General features: G+C 46.9%; 14 protein-coding genes and 1 pseudogene. 10 read left to right on the forward strand and 5 right to left on the reverse strand.

Going from position 1 to position 24470, the window contains the following annotated elements; genetic code table 11:
- Together QUB26_RS16690 and QUB26_RS16695 are read right to left on the reverse strand one after the other, a co-directional pair.
- Positions 1-804: pseudogene (locus QUB26_RS16690) on the reverse strand (WD40 repeat domain-containing protein); the annotation flags it as partial.
- Complete coding sequence (locus QUB26_RS16695) at positions 801-2843, reverse strand: ATP-binding protein (RefSeq protein WP_333318897.1); 2043 nt, start codon at positions 2841-2843, stop codon at positions 801-803. The gene QUB26_RS16695 and the pseudogene QUB26_RS16690, both read right to left, overlap by 4 nt.
- Before the next feature lie 681 nt (positions 2844-3524).
- On the opposite strand from QUB26_RS16695, the gene QUB26_RS16700 reads away from it, so the two are divergent.
- The 6 genes from QUB26_RS16700 (at position 3525) to QUB26_RS16725 (ending at position 12328) form a co-directional block, all read left to right on the forward strand.
- On the forward strand, positions 3525-3905 hold the full coding sequence (locus QUB26_RS16700; RefSeq protein WP_333242176.1) for a photosystem I reaction center subunit IV: 381 nt from the start codon (positions 3525-3527) through the stop codon (positions 3903-3905).
- 2 nt (positions 3906-3907) lie between these two features.
- On the forward strand, positions 3908-4801 hold the full coding sequence (locus tag QUB26_RS16705; protein ID WP_333242179.1) for a DNA-formamidopyrimidine glycosylase: 894 nt from the start codon (positions 3908-3910) through the stop codon (positions 4799-4801).
- Positions 4802-4989: 188 nt separating this feature from the next.
- Entirely contained in the window at positions 4990-5205 is a 216-nt protein-coding gene (locus tag QUB26_RS16710) for an NAD(P)H-quinone oxidoreductase subunit O (protein WP_333053996.1), read from the forward strand.
- Positions 5206-5328: 123 nt separating this feature from the next.
- A complete protein-coding gene (gene mdh, locus QUB26_RS16715; RefSeq protein WP_333318900.1) occupies positions 5329-6282 on the forward strand; it encodes a malate dehydrogenase in 954 nt (317 codons plus the stop codon).
- 246 nt (positions 6283-6528) lie between these two features.
- Entirely contained in the window at positions 6529-6855 is a 327-nt protein-coding gene (locus QUB26_RS16720; RefSeq protein WP_333242186.1) for an ATP-binding protein, read from the forward strand.
- Between the two features lie 913 nt (positions 6856-7768).
- Positions 7769-12328: a PAS domain S-box protein gene (locus QUB26_RS16725; RefSeq protein ID WP_333318902.1), complete on the forward strand. Its 4560-nt coding sequence runs from the start codon at positions 7769-7771 to the stop codon at positions 12326-12328.
- 733 nt (positions 12329-13061) lie between these two features.
- On the opposite strand, the gene QUB26_RS16730 is transcribed toward QUB26_RS16725, so the two are convergent.
- A complete protein-coding gene (locus QUB26_RS16730) occupies positions 13062-17192 on the reverse strand; it encodes an EAL domain-containing protein (RefSeq protein WP_333318904.1) in 4131 nt (1376 codons plus the stop codon).
- A gap of 463 nt (positions 17193-17655) precedes the next feature.
- On the opposite strand from QUB26_RS16730, the gene acnB reads away from it, so the two are divergent.
- The 4 genes from acnB to QUB26_RS16750 all read left to right on the forward strand — a co-directional run bounded on the left by acnB (position 17656) and on the right by QUB26_RS16750 (position 21717).
- Positions 17656-20271, forward strand: coding sequence for a bifunctional aconitate hydratase 2/2-methylisocitrate dehydratase (acnB, locus tag QUB26_RS16735; protein ID WP_333318906.1), 2616 nt, complete (start codon positions 17656-17658; stop codon positions 20269-20271).
- Between the two features lie 158 nt (positions 20272-20429).
- Positions 20430-20786, forward strand: a complete 357-nt coding sequence (locus QUB26_RS16740; protein WP_333318909.1) for a hypothetical protein — start codon at positions 20430-20432, stop codon at positions 20784-20786.
- A gap of 9 nt (positions 20787-20795) precedes the next feature.
- Positions 20796-21251 (forward strand): nucleic acid-binding protein, encoded by a 456-nt coding sequence (locus tag QUB26_RS16745; RefSeq protein ID WP_333318911.1) that lies wholly within the window; start codon positions 20796-20798, stop codon positions 21249-21251.
- An 85-nt stretch (positions 21252-21336) separates the two neighbouring features.
- Positions 21337-21717, forward strand: a complete 381-nt coding sequence (locus tag QUB26_RS16750) for a cupin domain-containing protein (RefSeq protein ID WP_445251729.1) — start codon at positions 21337-21339, stop codon at positions 21715-21717.
- 196 nt (positions 21718-21913) lie between these two features.
- Here the strand turns inward: QUB26_RS16750 and QUB26_RS16755 are convergent, their stop codons facing one another.
- Together QUB26_RS16755 and QUB26_RS16760 are read right to left on the reverse strand one after the other, a co-directional pair.
- Positions 21914-22573 carry a pentapeptide repeat-containing protein gene (locus QUB26_RS16755; protein ID WP_333242205.1) on the reverse strand — a complete coding sequence of 220 codons (660 nt, stop codon included), beginning with the start codon at positions 22571-22573 and terminating at the stop codon, positions 21914-21916.
- A gap of 161 nt (positions 22574-22734) precedes the next feature.
- Entirely contained in the window at positions 22735-24384 is a 1650-nt protein-coding gene (locus QUB26_RS16760) for an ABC transporter substrate-binding protein (RefSeq protein WP_333242207.1), read from the reverse strand.
- Positions 24385-24470 lie beyond the last annotated feature (86 nt).

The following is a 24470-nucleotide window of genomic DNA, read 5'->3' on the forward strand; positions in this document are numbered from 1 at the left end:
GTCCCAGATTTTCAGGGTTGTATCCCATGAAGCCGAAATCGCTGTTTTACCGTCTGGTGCGATCGCCACTGCTGTTATCGCGAAACTAGAACCCGTGATAGTTTTCAGTTGTGAGCCTGTCTCGGTGTCCCAGATTTTCAGGGTTGTATCCCATGAAGCCGAAATCGCTGTTTTACCGTCTGGTGCGATCGCCACTGCTGTTACCCTGGAACTATGACCCGTGAGAGTTTTCTGTTCAGAGCCACTCTCGGTGTCCCAGATTTTCAGGGTTTCATCCTTGGAAGCCGAAATCGCTGTTTTACCGTCTGGTGCGATCGCCACTGCTGTTACCCTGGAACTATGACCGGCAAGCGTCCGCAGCGCACCCTCATTTGCCCTTTCCAGATTAGGCTTCAAAGGCCACAGGCAGGAACTATTTCTCGACTGCTTAGCTTGTTTCACGACCCCCTGAATTTCAGGTGTTTCAAAATCCACCAACCGACTCCACAAATGCCCTGCAAGCTGCGTTTTATCCTTCTCCAAAACGTGCGCCGACTTGCGAATTGCCCCTTGAATCAATCTCAGAGTTTCACCTTGCCCATCCGACAGCAACACATCAGAAATTTTCGCCAAATCGTAATCATCAATTAGCGCTTGTACCCCCAACAATTCCAGTTTCATCTCAATAAAACCGAAATCCGTCAACCAAGCACAATAACGATTAAAATCCTTCAACCCCTGAACGAAATCCCTGGGTTGATATTTCAATAAATATTCCCGATCGCCTTGACTCTGCTGCGCCAACCACACACCTAACTTGCTCATATCGGCGATCCTTCCAACCTGTTATTAATACCTTGGCGGTTAAGTTCTTCCACATTCACCCCAGCAGATTGCACAGTTTCATCTTTTTCGAGAAACTCGCGAAAGGTGTTGTGATAAATATTGTAGCGAATTTCCCCGTTTACCTGTTCCTGTCGCAAAAAAGAATCCCATTTCTTTAGTACCTGCTGTACTTTAAAATCCGTCTCGCGCACCGATTTGGCAATCCAGCGGCGAGCAACAGGCTCGTGAGCTTTCGACAGCACGTAGATAATATTAACTTTCAATTCCAGCAGAGGATCGTCTTCGTGACCAATCATCTGTACCCAGTGTTTTTGATAATATTCCTCCAAACCCGCTGGCAAATCATTTAAATTCACATCATTGTACGTGCCGCCTTCAATCTCATCAAGTACGTGGCGGAGGTAGATAAATTTCTTTTCGCTTTTTTGGGCTACCGCCGTCACAAACTCTTCCCGCTGCAAATTTCGACCTTTAATCCAATCCTGAATTAACTCGCTTCTCTCCGTGCGTTTTCTCAGATAAGCCTCGACATCTTCGAGACTTTTTCCATCGTATTTCATCAAATCAAAAACTGTCCGGTTAGCTGCCGGCATTGGCAGAAATTCTGGTCGCTTCGAGACAATAAAATAAACGTTATCGGGCAAATCATTAGGCAAATAAAGGACATTGCTGCCGCTACTTTGCTCCTTCAAATCAACTTCATCCAGCGCATCCACCACAAAAATCAACTTTTTGCCGCCCAATTTAGCGCTAACTTCCCCCAGCAACCTGCCTAGAAAGTTGCCGTTTTCCAGGGCATTTTCCGGCAGTCGCGGGTACTTCTCTTTAAGATTAAAACCTTCAATTAACTGAATGCAAGCATTTTCCAAAAAAGTTTTAGCGCTGACAATCCCGTCCGGTTGCGAGTTGAAATGAGTAACGCAGCGTCGCTTCAGCAGCACCACACAGGCTGCCATAATCGCGCTTTTCCCAACACCCGGTTCCGCCTGCAAAACAAAATAGCCTTTCCGATTTTTATTCAGAAACTCGTTAATTGCTTCAAACACAAATTTCCGACCGGTAAAGTCTTTAATTCTGTCCTGAATAATCGTCTCGGATTTGAGGGAAATCGGCAAACTCGGCGCGGCAGGATCGATATATCTTTGCAGCAACGCCCGAATCTGCGCCAAATCAGATCGGATGTCAATTTCTATTGATGCCAATTTCGCCATCACTTGACAAATCTGCTGCCGAGTTGCCACCGCCTCCAACTTGTCCAGAATCTCGCCATTTTGCAGCCCCAAATCCTTGAGCTGGGCCAAAGCAATTTGGTGCAGATTCAACAGCATCGCCGCAAACTTTTCTCCTCCCTTGGCTGCATCTTGTGTCAGCACTTTGCGGTACGCCTTCGGAAAAGTTGCATACAGTCTTTGCGCTACAAAGTCCACGATTTCTGCATCAAAGGATTTCCCCTCACTGGCCCCGAATTCCCCGATGAATCTTGCCCAATCTTCCGGTGTCAATCCGGTAACTCGATCGAACTCCGCAGCATCCGCCGAAAAAATCCGAGTCAGTTGGTCTTCCGAAATATTTAAAGTCCTTGACAAATCAACCCCTTCTGTGTTAATATTCAGCCAATATTCAGGAGTTTTTTCGGCTAATCGATCTAAATCCCTGGCAGACGAATTTTTACTCAGGGCGATCGCAATTAATTCATCTGACGAAGCAACATCTTTCAAAATATAGGCGATCGCCTCACCCGCCGCCTCAATCAAATCGTGATTGTCAAGAATATTCGGATTTTTTCCCAACTTTTCGGCGATCAGATTTCCCAAGTCGTTAGCCGCCATATTCCCCGCTATACCGCCCGCGATCGTTGCTAATATCGAAATGCCCCCAACGGCTGGATTGGCCATCACACCCAATGCTGCTGTCACTCCCGGATTGGCGATCGCGCTGGCAATCATTGGCGCAACACCCATCACCGCACTCCATCCAAGAACCCTAACTTTAGTATTAGCTAAATCAACTAACGACATACTGTAAATATTCCCCGCGCTTTGCAATACTTTAGCGCGACAATATAATTAAAAACAAGGTTAATTAATCTCACATCTTTCACCATTCTTAGGAATAGGCTTTCCGGCCTGTTCCACAATGATTCTTAAGAACAGGCAAGATGCCTGTTCCACAAAAACTAAATTTTCTTGTGGGGTGGGCGTCTCGCCCGCCCCAAAATACAATCAGCCCGCCCCAAAATACAATCAGCCCGCCCCAAAATACAATCAGCCCGCCCCAAAATACAATCAGCCCGCCTCAAAATACAATCAGCCCGCCTCAAAATACAATTGTATATTCAGTCGTCTTTAGACGACTTTAGCTATGAGACAGGGGTTTAAAACCCCTGGCGGCCCCCGCAACAACCTAACGGGCCCGACAACCTCCTCACACCCCCGTAACAAACTCGCCACCCCACAACAATTTGTAAAGTTTTTTATAGATCCGATCGCACAGCTTGTATTTAACGGATAATGTCTGTTTATTTATTTTTGTCCCCCAGCGATCGCCCTAGCAAAGTATTTACTTTTCTTTACAAAAAGCAGATCAAAAAACGGCGCGACAGGTAAAAATTTCCTTGCAGACTTCAAATGCGTCGCGCGATCGACTAGAGTAAAAAAAATGGCTTTATCCGTTTATTCATCGCAAAGGAAACAAAGCTCATGGTTCAACGCGGTTCTACAGTTCGGATTCTCCGCAAAGAATCCTTCTGGTATCAAGAAGTGGGCACCGTTGCTACGGTAGACCAAAGCGGCATTAAATACCCAGTTATCGTTCGCTTTAACAGCGTAAATTATGCAGGCGTCAACACCAACAACTTCGCCCAAAGCGAATTAGTGGAAGTGGCAGCACCCAAAGCAAAAGCGAAAACAGGGACTCCAGTAGCTTCCGGCGGCAAACAAACCACGCTGGACGAGAAAACGCGCAAAACCGGCAGCGGTGGCGCCCCCCAGCAGCCGAAAACTTCGACGGACAGCAAACCGGGCGCCGAAGTAACCGGCAGCGTCGAAGGTTCGCCAAATCAAGGAACAGAACAACGCTAATTGTGCCAGAACTGCCAGAAGTTGAAACTATTTGCCGGGGTTTGAATCAAGCAACTCTCGATCGAGAAATGTTGGGCGCAGAGGTGCTGTTAAACAGCACGATCGCCCGCTCAATCTCTGCGACCGATTTTTTGACAAAAGTCAAAGGAAAGTCGATCGCCCGCTGGTACAGACGCGGCAAATATCTACTGGCAGAACTATCTCAATGTAGGGGCGGTGCCCCCGTGCCCGCCCTCCCCGCGCCCGCCTTCTTCCCTCCTTCAAAAGCCGGCTGGTTGGGCGTTCACCTGCGGATGACGGGACAACTGCTGTGGGTGAACCGATCCGAACCCCTGCAAAAACACGCGCGAGTACGGCTATTTTTTGAAGGAAACCAAGAATTGCGGTTTGTAGACCAGCGCACCTTCGGGCAAATGTGGTACGTGCCTGCAGAAACCGAGGTTTCGAGCACAGTCATCGGTCTGAAACTCTTAGGCCCCGAACCATTTTCCGACGAGTTTACAACAGAATATTTGACCCGCAAGCTACACCGGCGGGCGCGACCTATTAAAACAGCTTTGCTAGACCAGGCACTGATAGCTGGTTTGGGCAATATTTACGCAGACGAAACTTTGTTTTTGTCGGGAGTGATGCCCACAACTCTGTGTGCAGATTTGACCGCAGAGCAAATTGGGCGCATCCATACAGCTATTATTCAAGTTTTACAGAAGGCGATCGCATCCGGCGGCACCACTTTTAGCAATTTTCTCAACGTCCAAGGTGTCAACGGCAACTACGGCGGCGTCGCTTGGGTGTACAATCGCGCTGGTCAACCCTGTCGCACTTGCTCCACAAGCATCGAACGTATAAAATTAGCAGGGCGATCGACTCATTTTTGCCCCATTTGTCAGACATAGGAAGCAGTCAATGGATTTTAGGCTTTAGATTTTAGATTTTAGATTTACCCCACGAATTGCACCCCTTTATTCCTTAGTCCGCTTGGAGTGGACTTCGTTTGTTTAGTAGCGATTTCAATCGCCGAGTGACTTTCAAGCCAAATCTAGATTAAAATTTGTATAGTTTTTTAAACTAAACAAAGCAAGTTATGGCAATCAAGAAAGGCAGTATAGTTCGCGCTGTACGCGAAAAATTGGAAAACAGTCTAGAAGCCAAAGCCAGCGACCAGCGCTTTTCCTCGTATATATTTGAAACCAAGGGCGAAGTGATGGATGTTCGCGGCGACTATGCCTTCGTCAAATTTGGCAAAGTTCCCACCCCCAATATTTGGCTGCGGGTAGACCAACTCGAAGATTTTCAGTAACTCACCAAAACTAAACATCACTGTTCTTAATGTAGCGAAGGGTGCACACCGCGCACCTTTCCCCAATTAAGTTGATTGCTAAAATCTAAAATCTAAAATCTAAAATCTAAAACCTAAAACCCAATGAATTCTCCATCAAACCGCGTATCAATTATTGGTGCAGGCAAAGTCGGCAGTACCTTAGCCCAGCGAATTGCTGAGAAAAATCTGGCAGATGTAGTATTGCTAGATATTGTGGAGGGTTGGCCGCAGGGCGTTGCTTTGGATTTGATGGAAGCCAGGGGAGTGGAACGCCACGATCGCCAAATTGTCGGTACAAATGATTATACAGATACGGCAAACTCAAATATCATAGTAATTGCCGCCGGAGTGCCGCGCAAACCCGGTATCAATCGGGAAGATTTAATTAAAATCAATGCTCGAATTGTCACCGAAGCTACAAAACAGGCGATCAAGCATTCTCCCGAAGCAATCTTAATCACAGTCACAAATCCCCTAGATATCATGACTTATTTAGCTTGGGAAGCTGCGGATTTGCCAAAACACCGAGTCATGGGGATGGGGGGAGTTCTCGACTCCGCCCGCTTTCAAACTTTTATTGCTATGGAATTGGGCGTTTCAAATGCTGAAGTCAATGCAACTGTTATCGGTTCTCATGGCGATTTGATGGTTCCTTTGCCCCGCTATTCTACTGTCAACGGTATTCCCATTAATCAACTTATGGATGCTGGGGCGATCGATCGACTCGTACAGCGGACTCGCCACGGTGGCGCAGAAATTGTAGAATTGATGAAGACTGGTAGTGCTTATTTTGCACCCGCATCTTCTGTCTGTTTGATGGTAGAATCTATTTTATTTAATCAGTCGCGACTCTTGCCTTGCTGCGTTTATTTGCACGGCGAATACGGCGTGCAAGATATCTTTTTAGGAGTGCCCTGCCGCTTGGGATCTCAGGGAGTCGAACAAGTAGTGGAACTTGAACTCAGCGATACCGAAAGATCGGCCTTTATCGAGTCGGGCAAATTGGTTGCCCAAAATATTGAGGAAGCCAGGGCTATACTGAAAACGGCTTCTTAAGCTTGTAGGAGTTGGTTGATCATAGCAGCCGATCGCTCGTCGCTTCAATATAGCCATCCTCGCATCATTTGTGAATTTCTTACTCCCTCCCCTTGATAAGGGGAGGGTTGGGGTGGGGTCAAAAATTTACGACTCCTGCAAGGATTGCTATATAGTAATTTATACTGAGTATGATAGTGCGATCGCTCTGTCGAAAGTAGGCTTCTCTGATTTAAACCGCCCTTTGATAAATATCATTGATCATGTTTGTTAGGCTGTATTTCAAACGCCGAAAAATGGGTAGCAAGGAACCGATCGATAAACATAAAATTTACTCTCAAAAACTTGCTGAAAATGCAAAAAAGGGCAAAAGTAGTTGAACTTGGTCTGCGCGACAATACCATCAGAGTTTCTCTAGAAATTCAAGCCAAAAACTGCCATCCTTTCTTTACTACTAAACCAACAGCAGAAGCAGTCGGTTTTGGATTATCTCTCACTCGCGATCTGATTGTCCAACAACACCATGGCACTTTAAAGGTAGAAAGCGAAATGCGACTTTCTACGGATTTTATTATTAATTTGCCCAAACTTTAATATTCGCGATCGCCATTTCTATTGCTCCAGCTTGAAATACCTTTACTTTCTCCCAAAATGTGATACCCTAAATATTTGTATTATCTAAAATTTTTACACTTGTCTAAAATCGCAAAAATCGGGAGGCAAAAAGTCTCCGCGCGTGCGGGCGCGTTGCGGTAGGAAATGGGCCTTGAGTTAAGCAAATTTAACCATAGTCTGCAACTACCTCAACTGTTTTACCGAAAACTAACCTCTGATTCGGTGAATTTAAATCAGTTTTAAAAATCCCATCTCTCGGATAAAATAACGAGAAGGCAAGGAAAAATATCTAAAACGTTGGCAGATCCTAAAGATTGTAAAAAATCTAATTTAGGAGAGATAAATCGAGCATTACTTAAAACTCTAGAAAAGGCGATCGCCTAAATTCAAACAAATTTTAAAATAGGCGAGCCCAACAGAATATTCCATCGCCAAAACAAGGAAACCATTAATCGGGTTTGGGGTAATAATAAAAAGGTGACAATTGAAACCGAAGGCGAGCAAAAAAAATGTCAAAATTAGTCAGAGACGCTCCTCCCGATCGCGAAATGGAACCGGGTTTCTTGTTTCCACTTTCGGAGATTCCCTGACTTGATTACGTTAATAAACCGGGTTTATGTGTAAGTTTTGTTAGCATTATTCTCAATAATTGATCCTTAATGAAGTAGCAAATTATGCCACTTCTTCAGTAAATATACGGGAGCTAAGATGGTCGATAGACCTCCAAATCTCGAAAAAATACGGAAATGCAGTGTGAGTAGCTGCTAAGTGCTAGCAGAAGTAGGAGAATAGGTTCTTTGCCTTTTTGACTTACCAGACTCAACTTGCAGAGCGCTATTGAGATGCCATCAACCTCGATACCAAACCGCAAAATAACTAAAGAAAAAGCATTATGTTTCATGAATACCTGTATTACGAAGTTTGCAACCTGCGCGAGAAACTAGCTCACCTAGAAAGAGAAACGCAGTCTCAAACCTGGTTCAAAAAGCTGCAAGCGCTGATGGGAGTGATTGGCAAAATTCGTGAATCCCTAGACTTAGAAACAATATTCAAAATCACAGCCACCGAAGTTCGGCAACTCTTAAATGCCGATCGAGTCGCCGTCTACCGATTCTTTCCCGAATCCGAATGGAATGAGGGCGAAGTAGTGTCCGAAGACGTACTGCCCCAATACAGCCCATCTTTGGGAGCAAGAGTCCGCGACTACTGTTTCGGCGAACAATTTGCCGCCAAGTATGCCAAAGGTTACGTTCAAGCTGTCACGGACATCTACAAAGCCCGGTTGAGCCCTTGTCACCTCAAAATCCTCAAGCGGTTTCAAATCCGAGCCAACTTAGTCGTACCCCTGCTGCAAGGGCAACACCTGTGGGGATTGCTGTGCATTCACTCCTGCGGTCAACCCCGCCAGTGGCAAGAAGACGAAATCGAATTTGCCAGACAAGTAGGCGACCATTTAGCAGTTGCCATCCACCAAGCCGAACTGCACTTGCAAACCCAGAGGCAAATAGCACAAATCGAATCCGCGCAGCAGAAACTCCGCGACAGCGAGCAAAAATATCACCAAATTCTCGATTCGATCGCCGATATGGTATTAGTCAAAGGCCCCAAATCCAAAATTGTTTGGGCAAATCAAGCATTCCGCGACTATTACGGCATGACTCAAGAGGAACTTCAAGACATCCTAGACGCACCTTTCGCCGATCCCGACAATACCCTCCAGTACGTCAGAGATGACGCCTTCGTATTTGAAACCGGACAGACTCTGCAAATTTCCGAAGAACCAGTGACGCGCTACGACTCAGAAGTGCGGCTGTTCAGCACCGTCAAAACACCGATCCGCAACGCAGACGGCCAAATCGTCATGACTGTCGGCGTCTCCCGCGACATGACGGAACGCAAACAAGCAGAAGAAGCCGTCAAAGCCAGCGAAAGCAAATACCGCAGCCTGGTAGAAACCTCCCAAGACATGATTTGGTCGGTAGATGCTTCAGGACGCTACACCTTCGTCAACCCAGCAGTTAAGTACATCTACGGTTACGAACCAGAAGAAATGATCGGTAGGCCCTTTTCCGACTTTGTGACACCAGAACAATGCCAGAAAGATTTAGAAGTTTTCGCCCGCCTGTTTGCCGGAGAATCAATTTTCCAGTACGAAACCACCCAAATCGCCAAAGACGGCAGCATGAAACATTTGATGTTTAACGCGATCGCCCTGTACGACGAAACCGGAAACTTCCTCGGCACCACAGGTACAGCCGCCGACATTACCGATCGCAAGCGAGCAGAAGCAGCCTTACAACACGCCAACGCAGAACTAGAGCGCAGAGTAGAAGCGCGCACAGCCGAACTGCGACAGACTTTTGCCGCACTCAGTGCCAGCGAAACCAAGTTTCGGACGATCGCAGCCACCATGCCCGGAGCTCTGTTCCAGTTTTGCAACCGTGACGGAATTTGGCGCATTGACTACATGAGCGATCGCATCTTCGATATCAGTGGCGTTACAGCAGCAGAAATGATGCAAGACATCAATACATTCATTTCCCGCGTCCATCCCGAAGACTTGGAAGGCTACATCGCTTCGGTGAACCAGGCCATAGAAAACCTCTCCCTGTGGCACTACGAAGGGCAGTTAGTCAAGCCCGACGGCGAGATTCGCTGGTGGCAGGGCGACTCCATGCCCACCCGCAGCGAGAAGGGCGAAATCGTATTTTGCGGCGTATTGTTCGACATTACCGATCGCAAAGTTGCCGAAACCGCCATCCGCAATAGCCAGCGGCAGCTACAAGAAGCCCAGAGACTAGCCCACGTCGGCAATTGGGAACTCGACGCAGCCACCGAAACCCTCACTTGGTCGGAAGAACTTTTCCGCATCTTCGGACTCGAACCAGCCCCCATCGCGCCCAACCTAGCCGAACAGGTCGCTCAGATTCATCCAGAAGATTTGGAATTGTGGCAAACTCAAGTGCAGCGGGGACTCGAAGCGGGCATCCCCTTTGATTTTGACTTTCGCCTTTACCGTCCCGACAGCATCTTGCGACACGTGAACGCCGTGGGTCAAGCCGAAACCGATGTCAACGGCAAGGTGGTAAAAATGTTCGGTACGGTGATCGATATTACCGATCGCAAAGCCGCCGAAGCAGCCCTGCGGCAAGCAGCAGTCGAGTTAGAAGACAGAGTGAGCGATCGCACGGCCGAACTTTCCCAAGCAGTCACCCAATTAGAACAAGAAATTGGCGATCGAAAACTTGCAGAAGCAGCGCTGCAAGTTTCCGAGCAAAACCTGCGAACCATATTTAACAATGTCTACGATGCTATCTTCATTCACGATTTAGAAGGAAACATTCTCGATGTCAATAATCGAATGTTAGAAATGTACGGAGTGAGCCCCGAACAAGCAAAAAAATTATCAATTAAAAACGACTATTCAAGCGCCGACAATCCCATTGAACAAATGGAAGAACTTTGGGAAAGAGTATTAGCAGGCGAAACACCCCGCGTGGAATGGAAAGCGAGGCGTCCCAACGACGGTTCAACCTTTGATGCAGAAGTTGCCCTGTCGAGAATTAATCTCAACGGCAATCTCACCGTCATTGCCAACGTCCGAGATATTAGCGATCGCAAACAGGCAGAAGCAGAACTGCAACACGCTCAAAATTTTATGGAGTCAGTGCTCAAAACCATACCCGTAGGAGTGGTTGCCAAGGATGCCCAAGAACTGCGGTTTGTTCTGTGGAACCCAGTAGCTGAACAGTTACTCGGTTTCAGTGCAGCAGAAGTAATCGGCAAAAATGATTACGACTTTTTCCCAACAGAACAAGCTGATTTTTTCACCGCCAAAGACCGGGAAGTGATCGATAGCGGGCAAATTTTAGAAATCGCCGAAGAAGAAATTGAAACTAGCCAAGGAGAAACGCGGATATTTCATAGCAAGAAAACAGCAATACTCGATGCTGATGGCAAACCGCAATATCTATTAGCTGTCACCGAAGACATTACCGATCGCAAGCGGGGAGAAATTGCCTTAAGGCAATCGTCAGCCAGACTCAGACAGCAAGCCGAGCGAGAAAAACTGCTCAACAACCTCACTACTCAAATCCGCAATTCCCTCGATTTCGACAGCATTATTGCTGTCGCCGTCCAAGAAATTCGGGCTTTCATGCAGATCGATCGTTGCAACTTTAGCTGGTATCGTTGCGACGGAGACGAACCATACTGGGAAATTATTCAAGAATCTCGCACAAGAGAACTTCCAGATTTAATAGGTTGCTATAAAGCTTCTGATTTCGGAACTATAGGAGAACAGATGTTGCGTCTAGAAACGCTGCAAATCGATGATGTCGGAGCGATCGCAGACCCTATTTGGAGAAGCTCTCTTAACTCTCTGGGCTACCAATCTGTCTTGGCAATTCCCATGCAGGCACTTTCGGGAGTAGTGAGCGTTGTTACCTGCGCCCACTCCGCTGCAGTGCGACCCTGGAGTGACGACGAAGTAGAATTATTGCAAGCGGTTACAGTTCAATTGGCGATCGCCCTCAACCAAGCCGATCTTTACGCCCAAACTCGGAATAAAGCTCTCGAATTAGAAAAAACATTGAAGAAATTAACCAGCACTCAATCGCAGTTAATTCAAAATGAAAAAATGTCGAGTCTCGGTCAACTTGTGGCAGGAGTCGCCCACGAAATCAACAACCCAGTTAACTTTATTTACGGCAATCTCAGTCACGCCAACGACTATACCCAAGACTTGCTACACCTGATCGAACTTTACCAAAACCACTATCCCGATCCAGTCCCGGAAATTCAAGAAGAAGTAGACAATATTGAACTCGACTTTCTGATGAAAGACTTGCCAAAGTTGCTTTCTTCAATGAAAGTCGGTGCAGACAGAATTCAACAAATTGTTGCTTCTCTCCGCACATTTTCCCGCATGGACGAAGCGGAAATGAAAGCAGTCGACATCCACGAGGGCATAGATAGCACCCTGATGATTTTGCAGCACCGGCTCAAAGCTAAACACAACCATCCAGAAATTGAGGTAATTAAAGAATACGCTCAACTGCCCTTGGTAGAATGTTATGCCGGACAATTAAATCAAGTATTTATGAACATCTTGAGCAATGCTTTGGATGCTTTAGAAGAACGGGATATGCGCCGTTCTGCTGAGGAAAAGCGGCAAAAGCCCAGCAACATCCGCATCCGCACTGAACTATCGCCAGCCGGCAAAGTAATCATTCGGATTGCTGACAACGGGCCGGGAATACCGGAGACTGTCGGCACTCGGCTTTTTGACCCGTTTTTTACCACTAAACCTGTGGGTAAAGGCACCGGGATGGGCTTGTCAATTAGCTATCAAATTGTTACAGACAGACACAACGGGTCGCTGAAATGCACTTCTTCGCCGGGCCAGGGTACAGAATTGGCGATCGAGATTCCCCTCAAAGCTAATTGTTAATGGGGAATTGGTAAGTTGTAATTGGCAATTGCGAAAGCGTTACTGTGCGTCATTCGATTTTAGATTTTAGATTTTAGATTTTGGATTGACTTGCGCGAGATAAATGCTCTTGCTTGAGGATTTTCGATTTCCGATGTTGGATTGATTCCACGGATAAACCACGTGGCGGGTACCACCTTTGAAATTCGTGGTCAGTTTGGTAATTTTCAACCATATCAAATCCGGTAGCATCGTCCTGATATAGCAACCGCCAAGACAGTTAGGACGTTGTTAATGGCTGAAACGATTGATTATATTGCTTCTTCCTGCTTCCTTCTGCGATAAAATCCAGTCATATCAAATCCGGTAGCATCGGAATTACTCCTCTCTGTATTCTCTCCCTCTGCGTTCTCTGCGCCCTCTGCAGTTAAATCATTCCGATGCTACCGGAAACGATATCAATACTCAACAATCACGGACGGTACAACAGGAATTGAACTCACTCATCTGCGTGAATCTGTGTTTATCTGCCCTCATCTGCGGTTTAAAAAAGAGAATGTATTAACCGCCGATGACAAGAGATTAACGCGGATTCACGCAGATGAAAAATTCCCATGCTAACAAATTTGATATCATCACCAAAAATCTAATTTTGATGCACCATTTATTCCCTGGTGCATCAGTTTTGAGATTGTGAGTTTGTAGCAAAAATGTCTTCACAGGGTGAGGCACTATTTACCAATCTGTACCTCAGTCAGTCCATAATTGCTATATTACCCAGATTTATTAAGATTTCTGTCACGGCAGAACTTTCCAAAGGTTTAGAAAACCAATATCCCTGAGCTAATTCGCAGTCTAGTTCTCGAAGCTGTGCTAACTGTTCGGCTGTCTCTACACCTTCGGCGATCGCATTTAATCCCAAATTGTGAGCCAAAGTTACGATCGCCCGCACAATCTGCAAAGGCTGACCCCCGTCGTCACCGTTTTCGACAGCCCCCAAGCGGCTCACAAAAGATCGATCGATCTTCAGTGTATCCAGCGGAAAACGGTGCAAGTAACTCAAAGACGAATAGCCAGTACCGAAATCGTCGATCGACAATCGAATATTCCTACCTTTTAATTCGGCTAGCACAATATTGGCTTTTTTCACATTTTCTACGATCGCACTTTCAGTAATCTCCAATTTTAAACAGCTCGGATCGCAGCCAGTTTCTGCTAAAATTTCATCGATTTCCTCGATTAAATTCGGCATACCTAACTGTTTAGGAGAGAGATTGACGCTCATTGTTAATTGCGAAGGATCAATAATGGGTAATTTAAAATTCGCAATTGGTAGCTGGGAAGTTGTACTGAACGTAGCCGAAGAGTTGGTAATTGGGAATTGGGAATTGGTAATAGAGGAGTGGAAATCGGTAATCGGGAATTGGTAACTGGGAATTGGTAATTTTTTACCGATTCTTTCTTCCCTGTGACCAATACTGGGGCTACGCTCAGTAAAAGTTCCGTGTTCCTCATGCCCTGTATCTGTTACATCAGTTAAATCCCCTACATTGCCCGTTGCCCTCTCCTCTGTTGTTACCCTGAGCGAAGTCGAAGCGCCTTCTTCATTCTGGTTACGCTGAGCGACTTGCCCTGAGTGCAGCCGAAGCGAGTCAAAGGGCCTTGTTCCGACTTCCATTGGACTTCTTCCCTGTTGCTCGGTTAACATTTCTTGCCAAATCCGCAATTGCTGACAAGCTTCCCGCAACACCCAGGCTCCCAGAGGCACGATCAAACCTGTTTCTTCAGCTACAGGGATAAAAGTAGACGGCGGAACTAGACCCCGAACCGGGTGGTGCCAGCGCACCAAGGCCTCAAAACCTTCGAGCGCACCGCTGGCGATCGAAACAATCGGTTGGTAGTGCACAATAAAGTGCGAACATTGATTCTTGCTCTCTCCTAATTCCTCCTTGCCCAAAATAGCCAACCGCAGGTCAGTTTCTAACTGCAACAGCGACATAGTTTGGTCGTGCATCGCCAAATTAAACACTTCGTGGCGGGCCTTACCCAAAGCTTTAGCGCGGTACATAGCGATGTCAGCATCGCGTAGGAATTCTTCCGGGTGAGTGTACGAATTTAATTCGCCACTGGGGGTGGCTTCGCCTCGACTGAAAACAATGCCAATGCTAGCGGTGGTAAATACTTCGTGCCCTTCGAGATGAAACGGCTTCGTCAGTTCTTTTTGTATCTTTTTAGCTGCGAGGGTGGCGTCGCTGAGGCTCTGAATGTGGTCTAGCAGGATCGTGAATTCGTCTCCCCCCAGTCTGGCGACGGTATCCGAAACCCGGACGCAGGTTTGCAGTCGCTGGGCGAGGGCGATTAGCAGTTTGTCTCCTAAAACGTGTCCTAAAGAATCATTAACGACTTTGAAGCGGTCTAAATCTAGGAAAAGTAAACCAAATTTGTAATCGGGGGACTGATTGGATCTGCGGATGGCTTGTCCTAGCCTGTCGATGAACAAAACCCGGTTGGGCAAACCCGTCAGCGCATCGTGAAAAGCGCCGTGCAGCAGTTCCCGTTCTACTCGCTTGCGCTCGGTGACATCTCGGATAATAATCTGGCCGGCCGTCGAGCCTTGATAAATAGCGGGGATACCGGCCATTTCAACGTCTATTATTTGTCCGTCGAGCCGCATTAGTTTTTGTTCGGCAAGGTCGAGTGGCTGATTTTCTGTCTCGACTAGCCGAATGCGCTCTGTGGCTATTTCCACATAGTTTGGATGGACGAAATGCAATATGGGAAAGCCAATCAGCGCTTCGGGAGAACTCGCACCGAGGAGTTTCGCGCCGGCAGCATTGATGTAGGCGATTTTCCCTTGACTGTGAACGGCGATCGCTTCGGGAGATAGTTCTACTAAACGGCGATAGCGTTCTTCACTTTCTTTGAGAGATACTATCAACTCGCATCGCTCTTTTTCAGCTTGCTGGCGTTCGATTTCCATTTGGTGAACCGCCAGAATTTTCCCAATACTTTGAGCCATCAATTCTATAATTTCTATTTCCTCGTACTTGAACTTTCTTTTCTTTATTTCTGGCGAACTAAAACTTAACGTACCATAAGTTTTATTGTTGACAAATATCGGCGTTCCGATGTAAGATTCTGATTTGCAGCTTAGATAAGCAGGATGTTCGCGCATCTCAATATTTGCTCCTATATGAGAATACGCAACTGTTTTGTTGAGCTTAATTACTGCGGCGCAGTAAGTATCGCTGAGGTTCAATTCTAAGCCTCGCACGAAGTATCCTAAATCTGTTTTCGCTGCCTGGACAATAAAAGTTTCGCGGTCAACTTCAGCCATGATGCCCATAGAAAGTCCAAACATCAAACAGCCGGCTGTTAGATAATCGTCAACCAGTTCTTCAAAGTTTTGATAATGATAAGTTGTAATCCGGTGCAAGTGTTTGAGATTAGCGCTAAAAGCTGCTAAAGCTTGAGATTTTAAAAATAATTCTTCTTCCGAACGCTGGCGGTCGGTAATGTCTGTTTGTACTCCAATAAAGTGGGTTAAGTGTCGCCGCGAGTTGTAAACCGGAGCGATCGACAATTCGTGCCAAAAAGGCGTGCCGTCTTTCCGAAAGTTGCGTAATATAACTTGAGCTTCTCTGCCTTCTTCAATCGCAATTCGCAATTCTTTGGCAGCGGGGCTGTCAGTGTCTGTGCCTTGCAAAAATCGGCAATTTTTGCCCATTAACTCGTCTCTGCGATAACCCGTAATCCGCTCAAAACTGGGATTGACATAAATAATCGGATTATCTGCAACGGTTGCGTCGGTGATTGCAATGCCGTTGCTGCAACTTTCGATCGCCCGTTCCATCATTTGTAAGCGCTCTTGCGATATAATCCGCTCGATCGCCGCAGCTAACACGTTGGCGATCGCTTCTACAAAATAAACGTCATCTTGACTGAAAACCCGCCCTTGGCTGGTATGAACCCCCAAAATGCCCCAGGCCTGCGAGGATGAACTGTCCGCTGGTTCTACTTGTCCCCAGTTCCTCCCCAGTCCCCGATTGCCGGGAATGATCACAGTAACGCCGCTGACAGCCCGGTGGTTATGCAGTAGCGGCAACTCGCTAAAGCGCGTTTCCACCCGCAAATCTTCGACGATCGTCGGTTCGCCCACTAGCAATGTGTAACCTGCTTGGGATCGAGCAGAGGCGGCAACAGTAGCGCTGCCGACGAGGCCCGGCTGCCAGCCAACCCCCGCTCGCAGCATAAAAGCATGACCAGAGGGCAACAGTTCTAACACCTGGCAATAATCAACGTCCAGGGTTTGAGCAATTAAAACCGCAGCTTTGTCCATCAGTGCGGACAAATCTGTTTCGGCCAGGGCCTGCTGCCCCAAGTAAGCGACGGCCGCTTGCTGGCGAGCTCGCGAGTGGATTGACGTGAGCAATTCCTGCTCCTTGGCGGCCGCTCGCTTCCGATCCGTAATGTCGGTGAACACCGACAGAACAGCTTTCCCCGACACCAATGTCAGATACCGCATCGATACACTTGCCCAAAACAGCGTGCCGTCAGCTTTTTTAAACCGGACTTCTGTCTCGCGGACGTGTCCGTTGCGGGCGAGCCGCAACAGCAATTCCTGGCGCTCTGCAGGTCTGTGGTAGAGCGTTTCGGCTTTTTGGCGGTCGATCGACTTAAATCCTGTGAACCCGAAAGCCTGACGACATAAATCGTTACTATAAATAATTGTGCCGTCCGCCAGACTGCTCACGATCAGGGGTATTGGCATCGAGTTGGCGATCGTCAGCAGTAATTCTTTGGCTCCTTGCAGCTCTTTGTACAAGTCTGGCTTGGAGGCCCAGCCGTGACAGTCTTCAGACTTTTCAGGGATAAAACTTTCCATTGTTTAATCGATCCATTAGCAGGACAACTTTTTTAAACTTGTGGTCAATCAATACTGCGGACGGTTTTTAATTAGCATTCGTAGAATAAAAGTTTCAAGGCGATTCGCCAATGGAGCTACCAACGGAAAATCAAGGGTTTCACACTACGAACTACAAACAGTCCAGACTATTGGTAAATGACGATTTCAGATGCAGAGGAGGATCTACAGTAGCCCACAACACATTAATCTTAACCAGAACTATGCAACTGAAGGCCCTAAACTGCTCGACTGAAGTTTGATACGCTGCTCTCTCGTTAAAGACCACATCTGTCTTTGGTATGAAAATCTACTGTTTTTAAAGTTGCGTTAAGTTTTGATGTATGGCGAGGTACTTTACCCAATGTGCAGCGGAAGCTCCTAATCTAAAAAGTAAAGCCACCTACTTGCCAACCACCGAATACTATCCGAGGAGAGAGGAGAAATGCTTGAATCTTACCGCCGTACCGCGGCCGAACGTGCCCATGAGGGAATTCCACCGCTGCCCCTAGACGCCCAGCAAACGTCGGAACTGTGCGAACTGCTGAAAAATCCGCCGGCAGGAGAAGAAGAAACCTTAATAGAATTATTGCGCGATCGCGTCCCCCCAGGCGTAGACAGCGCCGCCTACGTCAAAGCTGGTTTTTTAACTGGCATTGCTAAAGGCGAAATCCACAGCCCCCTAATTGCTCCCAAATGGGCAGTTTACCTGCTGGGGACAATGATGGGCGGTTACAACGTCCAATCTTTAATCGATTTGCTCAATCCTACTGCCGAAATCGCCATTCCCGCCACCGCCGCCCGGGCACTGAGCAAAACGTTGTTAGTATTCGACGCTTTCCACGACGTTATAGCTTTGTCTGATACCAATCCCTACGCCAAGCAGGTAGTCGATTCTTGGGCGGATGCCGAGTGGTTTACAGGCCGTCCTGTATTGCCAGAAGCGATTACCGTTACAGTCTTCAAAGTTCCTGGAGAAACCAATACTGACGACTTGTCGCCTGCACCTCATGCTACCACGCGGCCGGACATTCCCCTACACGCTTTGGCGATGCTCGAAAGTAAGATGCCTGGGGCTTTGCAAACCATTGCAGAATTGAAGCAAAAAGGTCATCCCGTAGCCTATGTTGGTGATGTTGTCGGTACCGGTTCGTCACGGAAATCGGCGATTAATTCCGTGCTCTGGCACATTGGCAATGATATTCCGTTTGTGCCCAACAAGCGCAGTGGCGGTTATATTTTAGGAGGTGCGATCGCCCCGATCTTCTTCAATACCGCTGAAGATTCCGGCGCATTGCCGATCGAATGTGATGTCTCCAAAATGGAAACAGGAATGGTAATTACCATCCATCCCTACAAAGGCGAAATCACCAACGAAGCCGGAGAAATTATCTCCACCTTCACCCTCAAACCCGACACAATTCTAGACGAAGTTCGCGCCGGCGGCCGAATTCCGCTATTAATTGGACGAACTTTAACCGACAAAACCCGCGCAGCTTTAGGACTAGAACCTAGCACTATTTTTACCCGTCCTACAATCCCAGTAGATACGGGCAAAGGCTTCACTTTAGCACAAAAAATGGTAGGCAAAGCTTGCGGTTTGTCCGGCGTTCGTCCCGGTACATCTTGCGAACCAGTCATGACAACAGTCGGCTCGCAAGATACCACAGGGCCAATGACTCGCGACGAATTGAAAGAACTTGCTTGTTTGGGATTTAGCGCCGATTTGGTAATTCAAAGTTTCTGCCACACCGCCGCTTATCCAAAACCAGTTGATGTCAAAACTCACCATGAATTGCCCGATTTCATGGCAGAGCGCGCCGGCATAGCTTTGCGCCCCGGAGACGGCATTATTCACTCTTGGCTGAACCGGATGTTATTGCCAGATACAGTGGGAACGGGCGGCGATTCTCACACTCGTTTTCCTTTGGGAATTTCCTTTCCTGCTGGTTCGGGATTGGTGGCATTTGCTGCGGCATTGGGCGTCATGCCTTTGGATATGCCGGAATCAGTTTTAGTGCGGTTTAAAGGTGAATTGCAGCCGGGAGTAACGCTGCGGGATGTTGTGAATGCCATTCCCTATGTAGCAATTCAAAAAGGTTTGCTAACCGTCGCGAAACAGAACAAGAAAAACATCTTTTCTGGACGGATTATGGAGATTGAAGGTTTGCCCGATTTGAAGGTTGAGCAGGCTTTTGAATTGACCGATGCGACTGCAGAGCGTTCTTGCGCTGGATGCACCATTAAATTGAGCGTGGAGACTGTTTCTGAGTACATTCGTTCCAATGTCGCGCTGCTGAAAAACATGGTGGCGCGGGGCTATCAAGATGCGCGGACGATGATGCGCCGGGTGGCTAAGATGGAGGCATGGCTGGCAAATCCGGTGCTGATGGAGGCGGATGCTGATGCGGAATACGTTGAAATCATCGAAATCGATCTGAACGAGATTAAAGAGCCAATTGTGGCTGCTCCCAATGACCCGGATAATGTTAAGTTGTTGAGTGAGGTTGCGGGCGATCGGGTTGACGAAGTATTTGTCGGTTCTTGCATGACAAATATCGGTCACTACCGCGCCACTGCAAAGGTGTTGGAAGGTGCAGGGGAAGTGAAAACTCGCCTGTGGATTTGTCCGCCAACTCGCATGGATGAACAGCAACTCAAAGAAGAAGGTTATTACAGCATTTTTGGAGCCGCTGGAGCGCGTACAGAAATGCCCGGTTGCAGTCTTTGTATGGGCAATCAAGCGCGGGTTAAAGATGCGACAACGGTTTTTTCAACTTCTACTCGTAACTTTAACAACCGCATGGGCAAAGATGCACAAGTTTATCTCGGTTCGGCGGAACTGGCTGCTGTTTGTTCACTGTTAGGTCGCATTCCTACAGTCCAAGAATACAATGAGATTGTGTCGAAGAGAATCGATCCTTTTGCTGGTGATTTGTATCGGTATTTGAATTTCGATCAAATTGCTGGTTTTGAGGATGAAGGACGAGTGATTGCTTTGGAAGATATGCCTCGCATTGAGGATATTTTGGGCATTCCCGATGGTGTGCTGAGCAAGTAAAAAGTGGGGCGGGCGATCGCCCGCCCTGTGTTTATAATAGGAGAGGGGTTCACGCCTGCATCTCTAATTCACGTCCCAGATATTAATCGACCTGCCCCCATCCCCTTTTCGTAAATCAATCAAACTTCATATAAATCTGAGAAAGGAGAAAAGTGATTATGCCTGAGCAAGCTTTAATTAGCGAAAGCCAAGCGACAGCAACTTCAGCGCCAGAAACTCGCATAGGTGAAGAAATTGTAGATTTTTTGCGGGAGATTCAGCAAACTCCGAGAGAATATTGGCCAAACTTACTTCAGATGATTCGGATATTTCGCTCCACAGTAACAATGAAGCCAGGAAGCCCCGATACTTCGATAAAAACTACAGACGAAATTAAGACCATCGATCCCGTACAGCAGCACGAAGCTCTGAGCAAATTGCTACAGTCTTGGGTTGACGATGGAGATGAACAGGAGCAAACAGAAACCGCTGAAGTTCTCCGCAAGGCACTAGAAGAAAGCCCCGTGCATATATAAGAGCATTCCATGAGCAGAATAGTGTTGTTAGATTCGGGGCCATTAGGAATTGTTACAAATCCCAAAGCCGACTCTCCTTTATCTCAAGAGGGTAAAGTCTGGCTGCAATCTTTGCCGCTAAAAGGTTACATTGTCATGCTTCCTGAAATTGCTGACTATGAGGTGAGGCGCGAATTAATTCGTGCAGGTAAAACGGAAGGTATTAGACGACTTGATCAACTTAAATCGCAAATCCCCTACCGTCCTTTGACTTCGGAGGTAATGCTTCTAGCGGCTCAGTTGTGGGCTGACGCGAGAATGAGAGGAAGACCAACTGCAGAAGCCAGTGCACTTGACGGGGATGTGATTTTGGCGGCTCAAGCAATTTTGGAGGCAAATGAAGGGCATGAGGTGATAATTGCCACCACAAATGTGGGGCATTTATCCCAATTTGTGGATGCTCGCGAGTGGCGACTAATTCAGTAATCTTTAAATCGATCGCACTTAGCCAATCCCTGCTATACTTTCAACTACAGATATTTTTACAGACACCGTTAGCGAGATAAACAGCATGGTGGAAACAGTGGACACAATAGAAAAAATTGACGATCGCACACAAACCCGCTACTGGGGTCAAGTTACAGTCATAGACGCGGGCGATCGTTATAAGATCAATCGCATTGAAGTCAAGCCGGGGCATCACATCAGCACCCAAATGCACTATCACCGCAGCGAGCACTGGGTTGTCGTCTCCGGTACCGCTAAAGTTATCTGCGACGACAAAGAGACGATTCTCATGCAGAAACAGTCAACCTACGTTCCCATGAATACTGCTCACCGCGTAGAAAATCCAGGAGTTATTCCCTTGGTGATGATTGAAATCCAAAATGGTGAATACCTCGGCGATGATGACATTATCCGCTTCGCCCAAGATGCTCACGAGGCAGATTGATCCTAGATCCAAATATGAAGCAATCGCAGACGCCAAGAAAAAGCTTCGCACACCGAACAATCATCTACGCTACGCAGCGACCGGAAACAAGATAAATCCTACAATTAAAAATTTAGGGGCAATTTCAGAATTGCCCCTACCTTATTATATTAAGCTTGTTAAGCACCAGAATTTGATATAGCAAGTGGCGATCGTCCTACGGCAAAGAAGCGTTTTTCAAATCTACATTTGCCATATTGGCATTCTTTAAATTGGCACCTGTCAAGTCCGAACCGTTCAAATTTGCACCGTTCAAATTTGCATTGGTCAAATTTGCATCCCGCAAGTTGACTCCCTGTACGTCGATTCCCGACAAACTGCCACCTCTGAGGCTGACATTCGCTAAATTGGCTACAGACTGGCGAGCATTCCTCAGATTTGCACCCGCCAAATTGGCGCTTTCTAAATTAGCACCTATTAAATTAGCGCTGGTGAGGTTGGTATTTTTCAAACTCGCAATCACTAAACCCGCCAAACTCAGATTAGCGCGGCTCAAATCAGCACCCTCCAAATTAGCCCCGTGCATTTTAGCCGCAACTAAACTCGCACCTTGCAATTTAGCTTGTTTCAGATTTGCTTCATTCAGTTTGGCTTCGTTCAAATTTGCACCGTTCAAATTGGCACCGCTCAGATTCGCACCAGTCAAATCTGCCCCGCTCAGATCAATACCAGCAAGCTGCGCTCCTGTCAAGTCACATTGGCTACATTTTTTAGTTTCTAATAATTGCTTGACGTGGGATACGTTTTCGGCCTTTACTCCCGATGCCAAACCGATCGCAATTAGCACCCCTGTTGTTGTTAAAATCCCAAATTTCATATACCACCCTCAGCAATATCTCTCTGTTAATAATATCGCACATTATTAAAGAGGGTTGGGTGATCAGTCTCTTTGATAAACTGTGACAATCATCACCCTGTTGTGCACAAAATATGCAATAATTATTGACGTTTCAACTCCCCCAAAATTATTGTAAATAATTATTGCTTTTTCAGGAACCAAAAAGGAAAAGATTGCGTCGGTTCGAGACGGACTCCGGTGATGCTGTTCTGAGCAAAGGTATAGTCCTTATCCTGCCAAAGAGGGATGAAAGGTACATCTTGACCTAGTATGTCTTGAATTTCCGCAAACAGAGCTTTGCGGGTTTCAGGATTTGCTTCTTTTCGTTGCTTGTCGATCAGTTCATTGACCCGATCGTTATAATAGAACGAACCCTGACCTTGGCTAGCACCCTTTTCACAGCCCCCAGCCGCCGAACCCGTCGCACAATCTAAAAACGGCTGAATGTAATTATCGGCATCGAAAAAGTCGGCGTACCAATCCACTAAAACCGCAGGATAAATTCCCTTCTCTATGTTTTGAAACAAAGTCGGAGATTCAACGCTGTTAATTTCTACCTGCATTATCCCGTCCATTTTGAGTTTAGTTTGCGCCTCGATCAGACTCGCGACTAAAGCTCGTTTTGTGGAAGCTGAAGGATACCAAAGTTGCAGAACAAAAGGATTGGTGGCTGAGTATCCAGCTTTCGTTAAAAGTTCCTTAGCCTTTGTCGTGTTGGCATCGCCGTACAGTTCTTTAAAAACCGGTTTTTGAACGTCGAAGGTTGTAGGGATCAGACTGTAAAGCGGTTGTGCTTGTCCCCGCAGTACGCGCTCATTAATCAGGGGGCGATCCATCGCTGCTGCGAGCGCCTGTCTCACTTCTAACTTATCCAGCGGTTTAGACTTGGTATTCAGCGTCATGTAACTAACCGTACTGCTTTCCCCCGCGATTTCCTGCCATTTCCCTTGTTTTGCTCCCTCGCCCAAGCTTTGAACTTGGTCTGCATCCAGAGACAAATAAGCCACATCAACTGCACCAGTCCGAAAACTATTGAACAAATTTGAGGCACTAGAAAGCAGCAAAAGGTCAATTCCTTGATTAACTGGTTTTTCGCCCCAATATTTGTCAAACACGTCAAACTTGAGAGAATCGCTGCCGTAATTCGCCAACTTGTAGCGTCCCGTTCCCACAAACGTATCGGGTTTAAATTTACCCTCCCCAATCTCGTAGGCTTTGGGAGAGACTGCACAACTACCAGCAAATGTCAAGAGAGAAGGAAAAGCAGCAAAAGGCTTTTTCAGTTGAAAAGTTAATTCGTATTCGCCCGTCGCTTTCACAGACTCTACTGCATCGCTCAACAAGAAAGCCGGACGACCGCCATTTTTGATAAACCGCTGCAAGGAAAACTCCATTGCTGCGGCATTAAACGGTGTGTCGTCGTGAAAAATAACGCCTTGACGCAAGGGGATTGTATATGTCAATCCGTCTTGGCTAACTTTAGGCATTGCTGTGGCTAAATGGGGGACTAACTCAGTAGTTCCCGACTTGTAAGTATAGAGAGTGTCGCCCAAATTTTGCAGCAGTTGCCCTGAGATAATTTCGTAAGCGTCCGCAGGGTCGATCGTCCGTAATTTCAAGGTTGTGCCAATAGTAACGCGGTTATTAGCATTTTCGCCGCTCGCAGTGACCGATGGACGTGTTCTTTGTCCACAACTTGCAGTTAACAAGCAGCACAGACAGAACAGAGCTATCGCTTTAATCACTGAAGGTTTTATATGTATTCTAGGCTGCTGCTTGTTAATTCCCATCGTCTTTTTTTGACACTCCAAATTATTGATTATATTATCAGGACTTACGCACTATTAGACTAGAAACCGGATTTATTGATAGATTC

This window comes from Microcoleus sp. B4-C1 (assembly GCF_036705285.1).
Lineage (GTDB): Bacteria > Cyanobacteriota > Cyanobacteriia > Cyanobacteriales > Microcoleaceae > Microcoleus.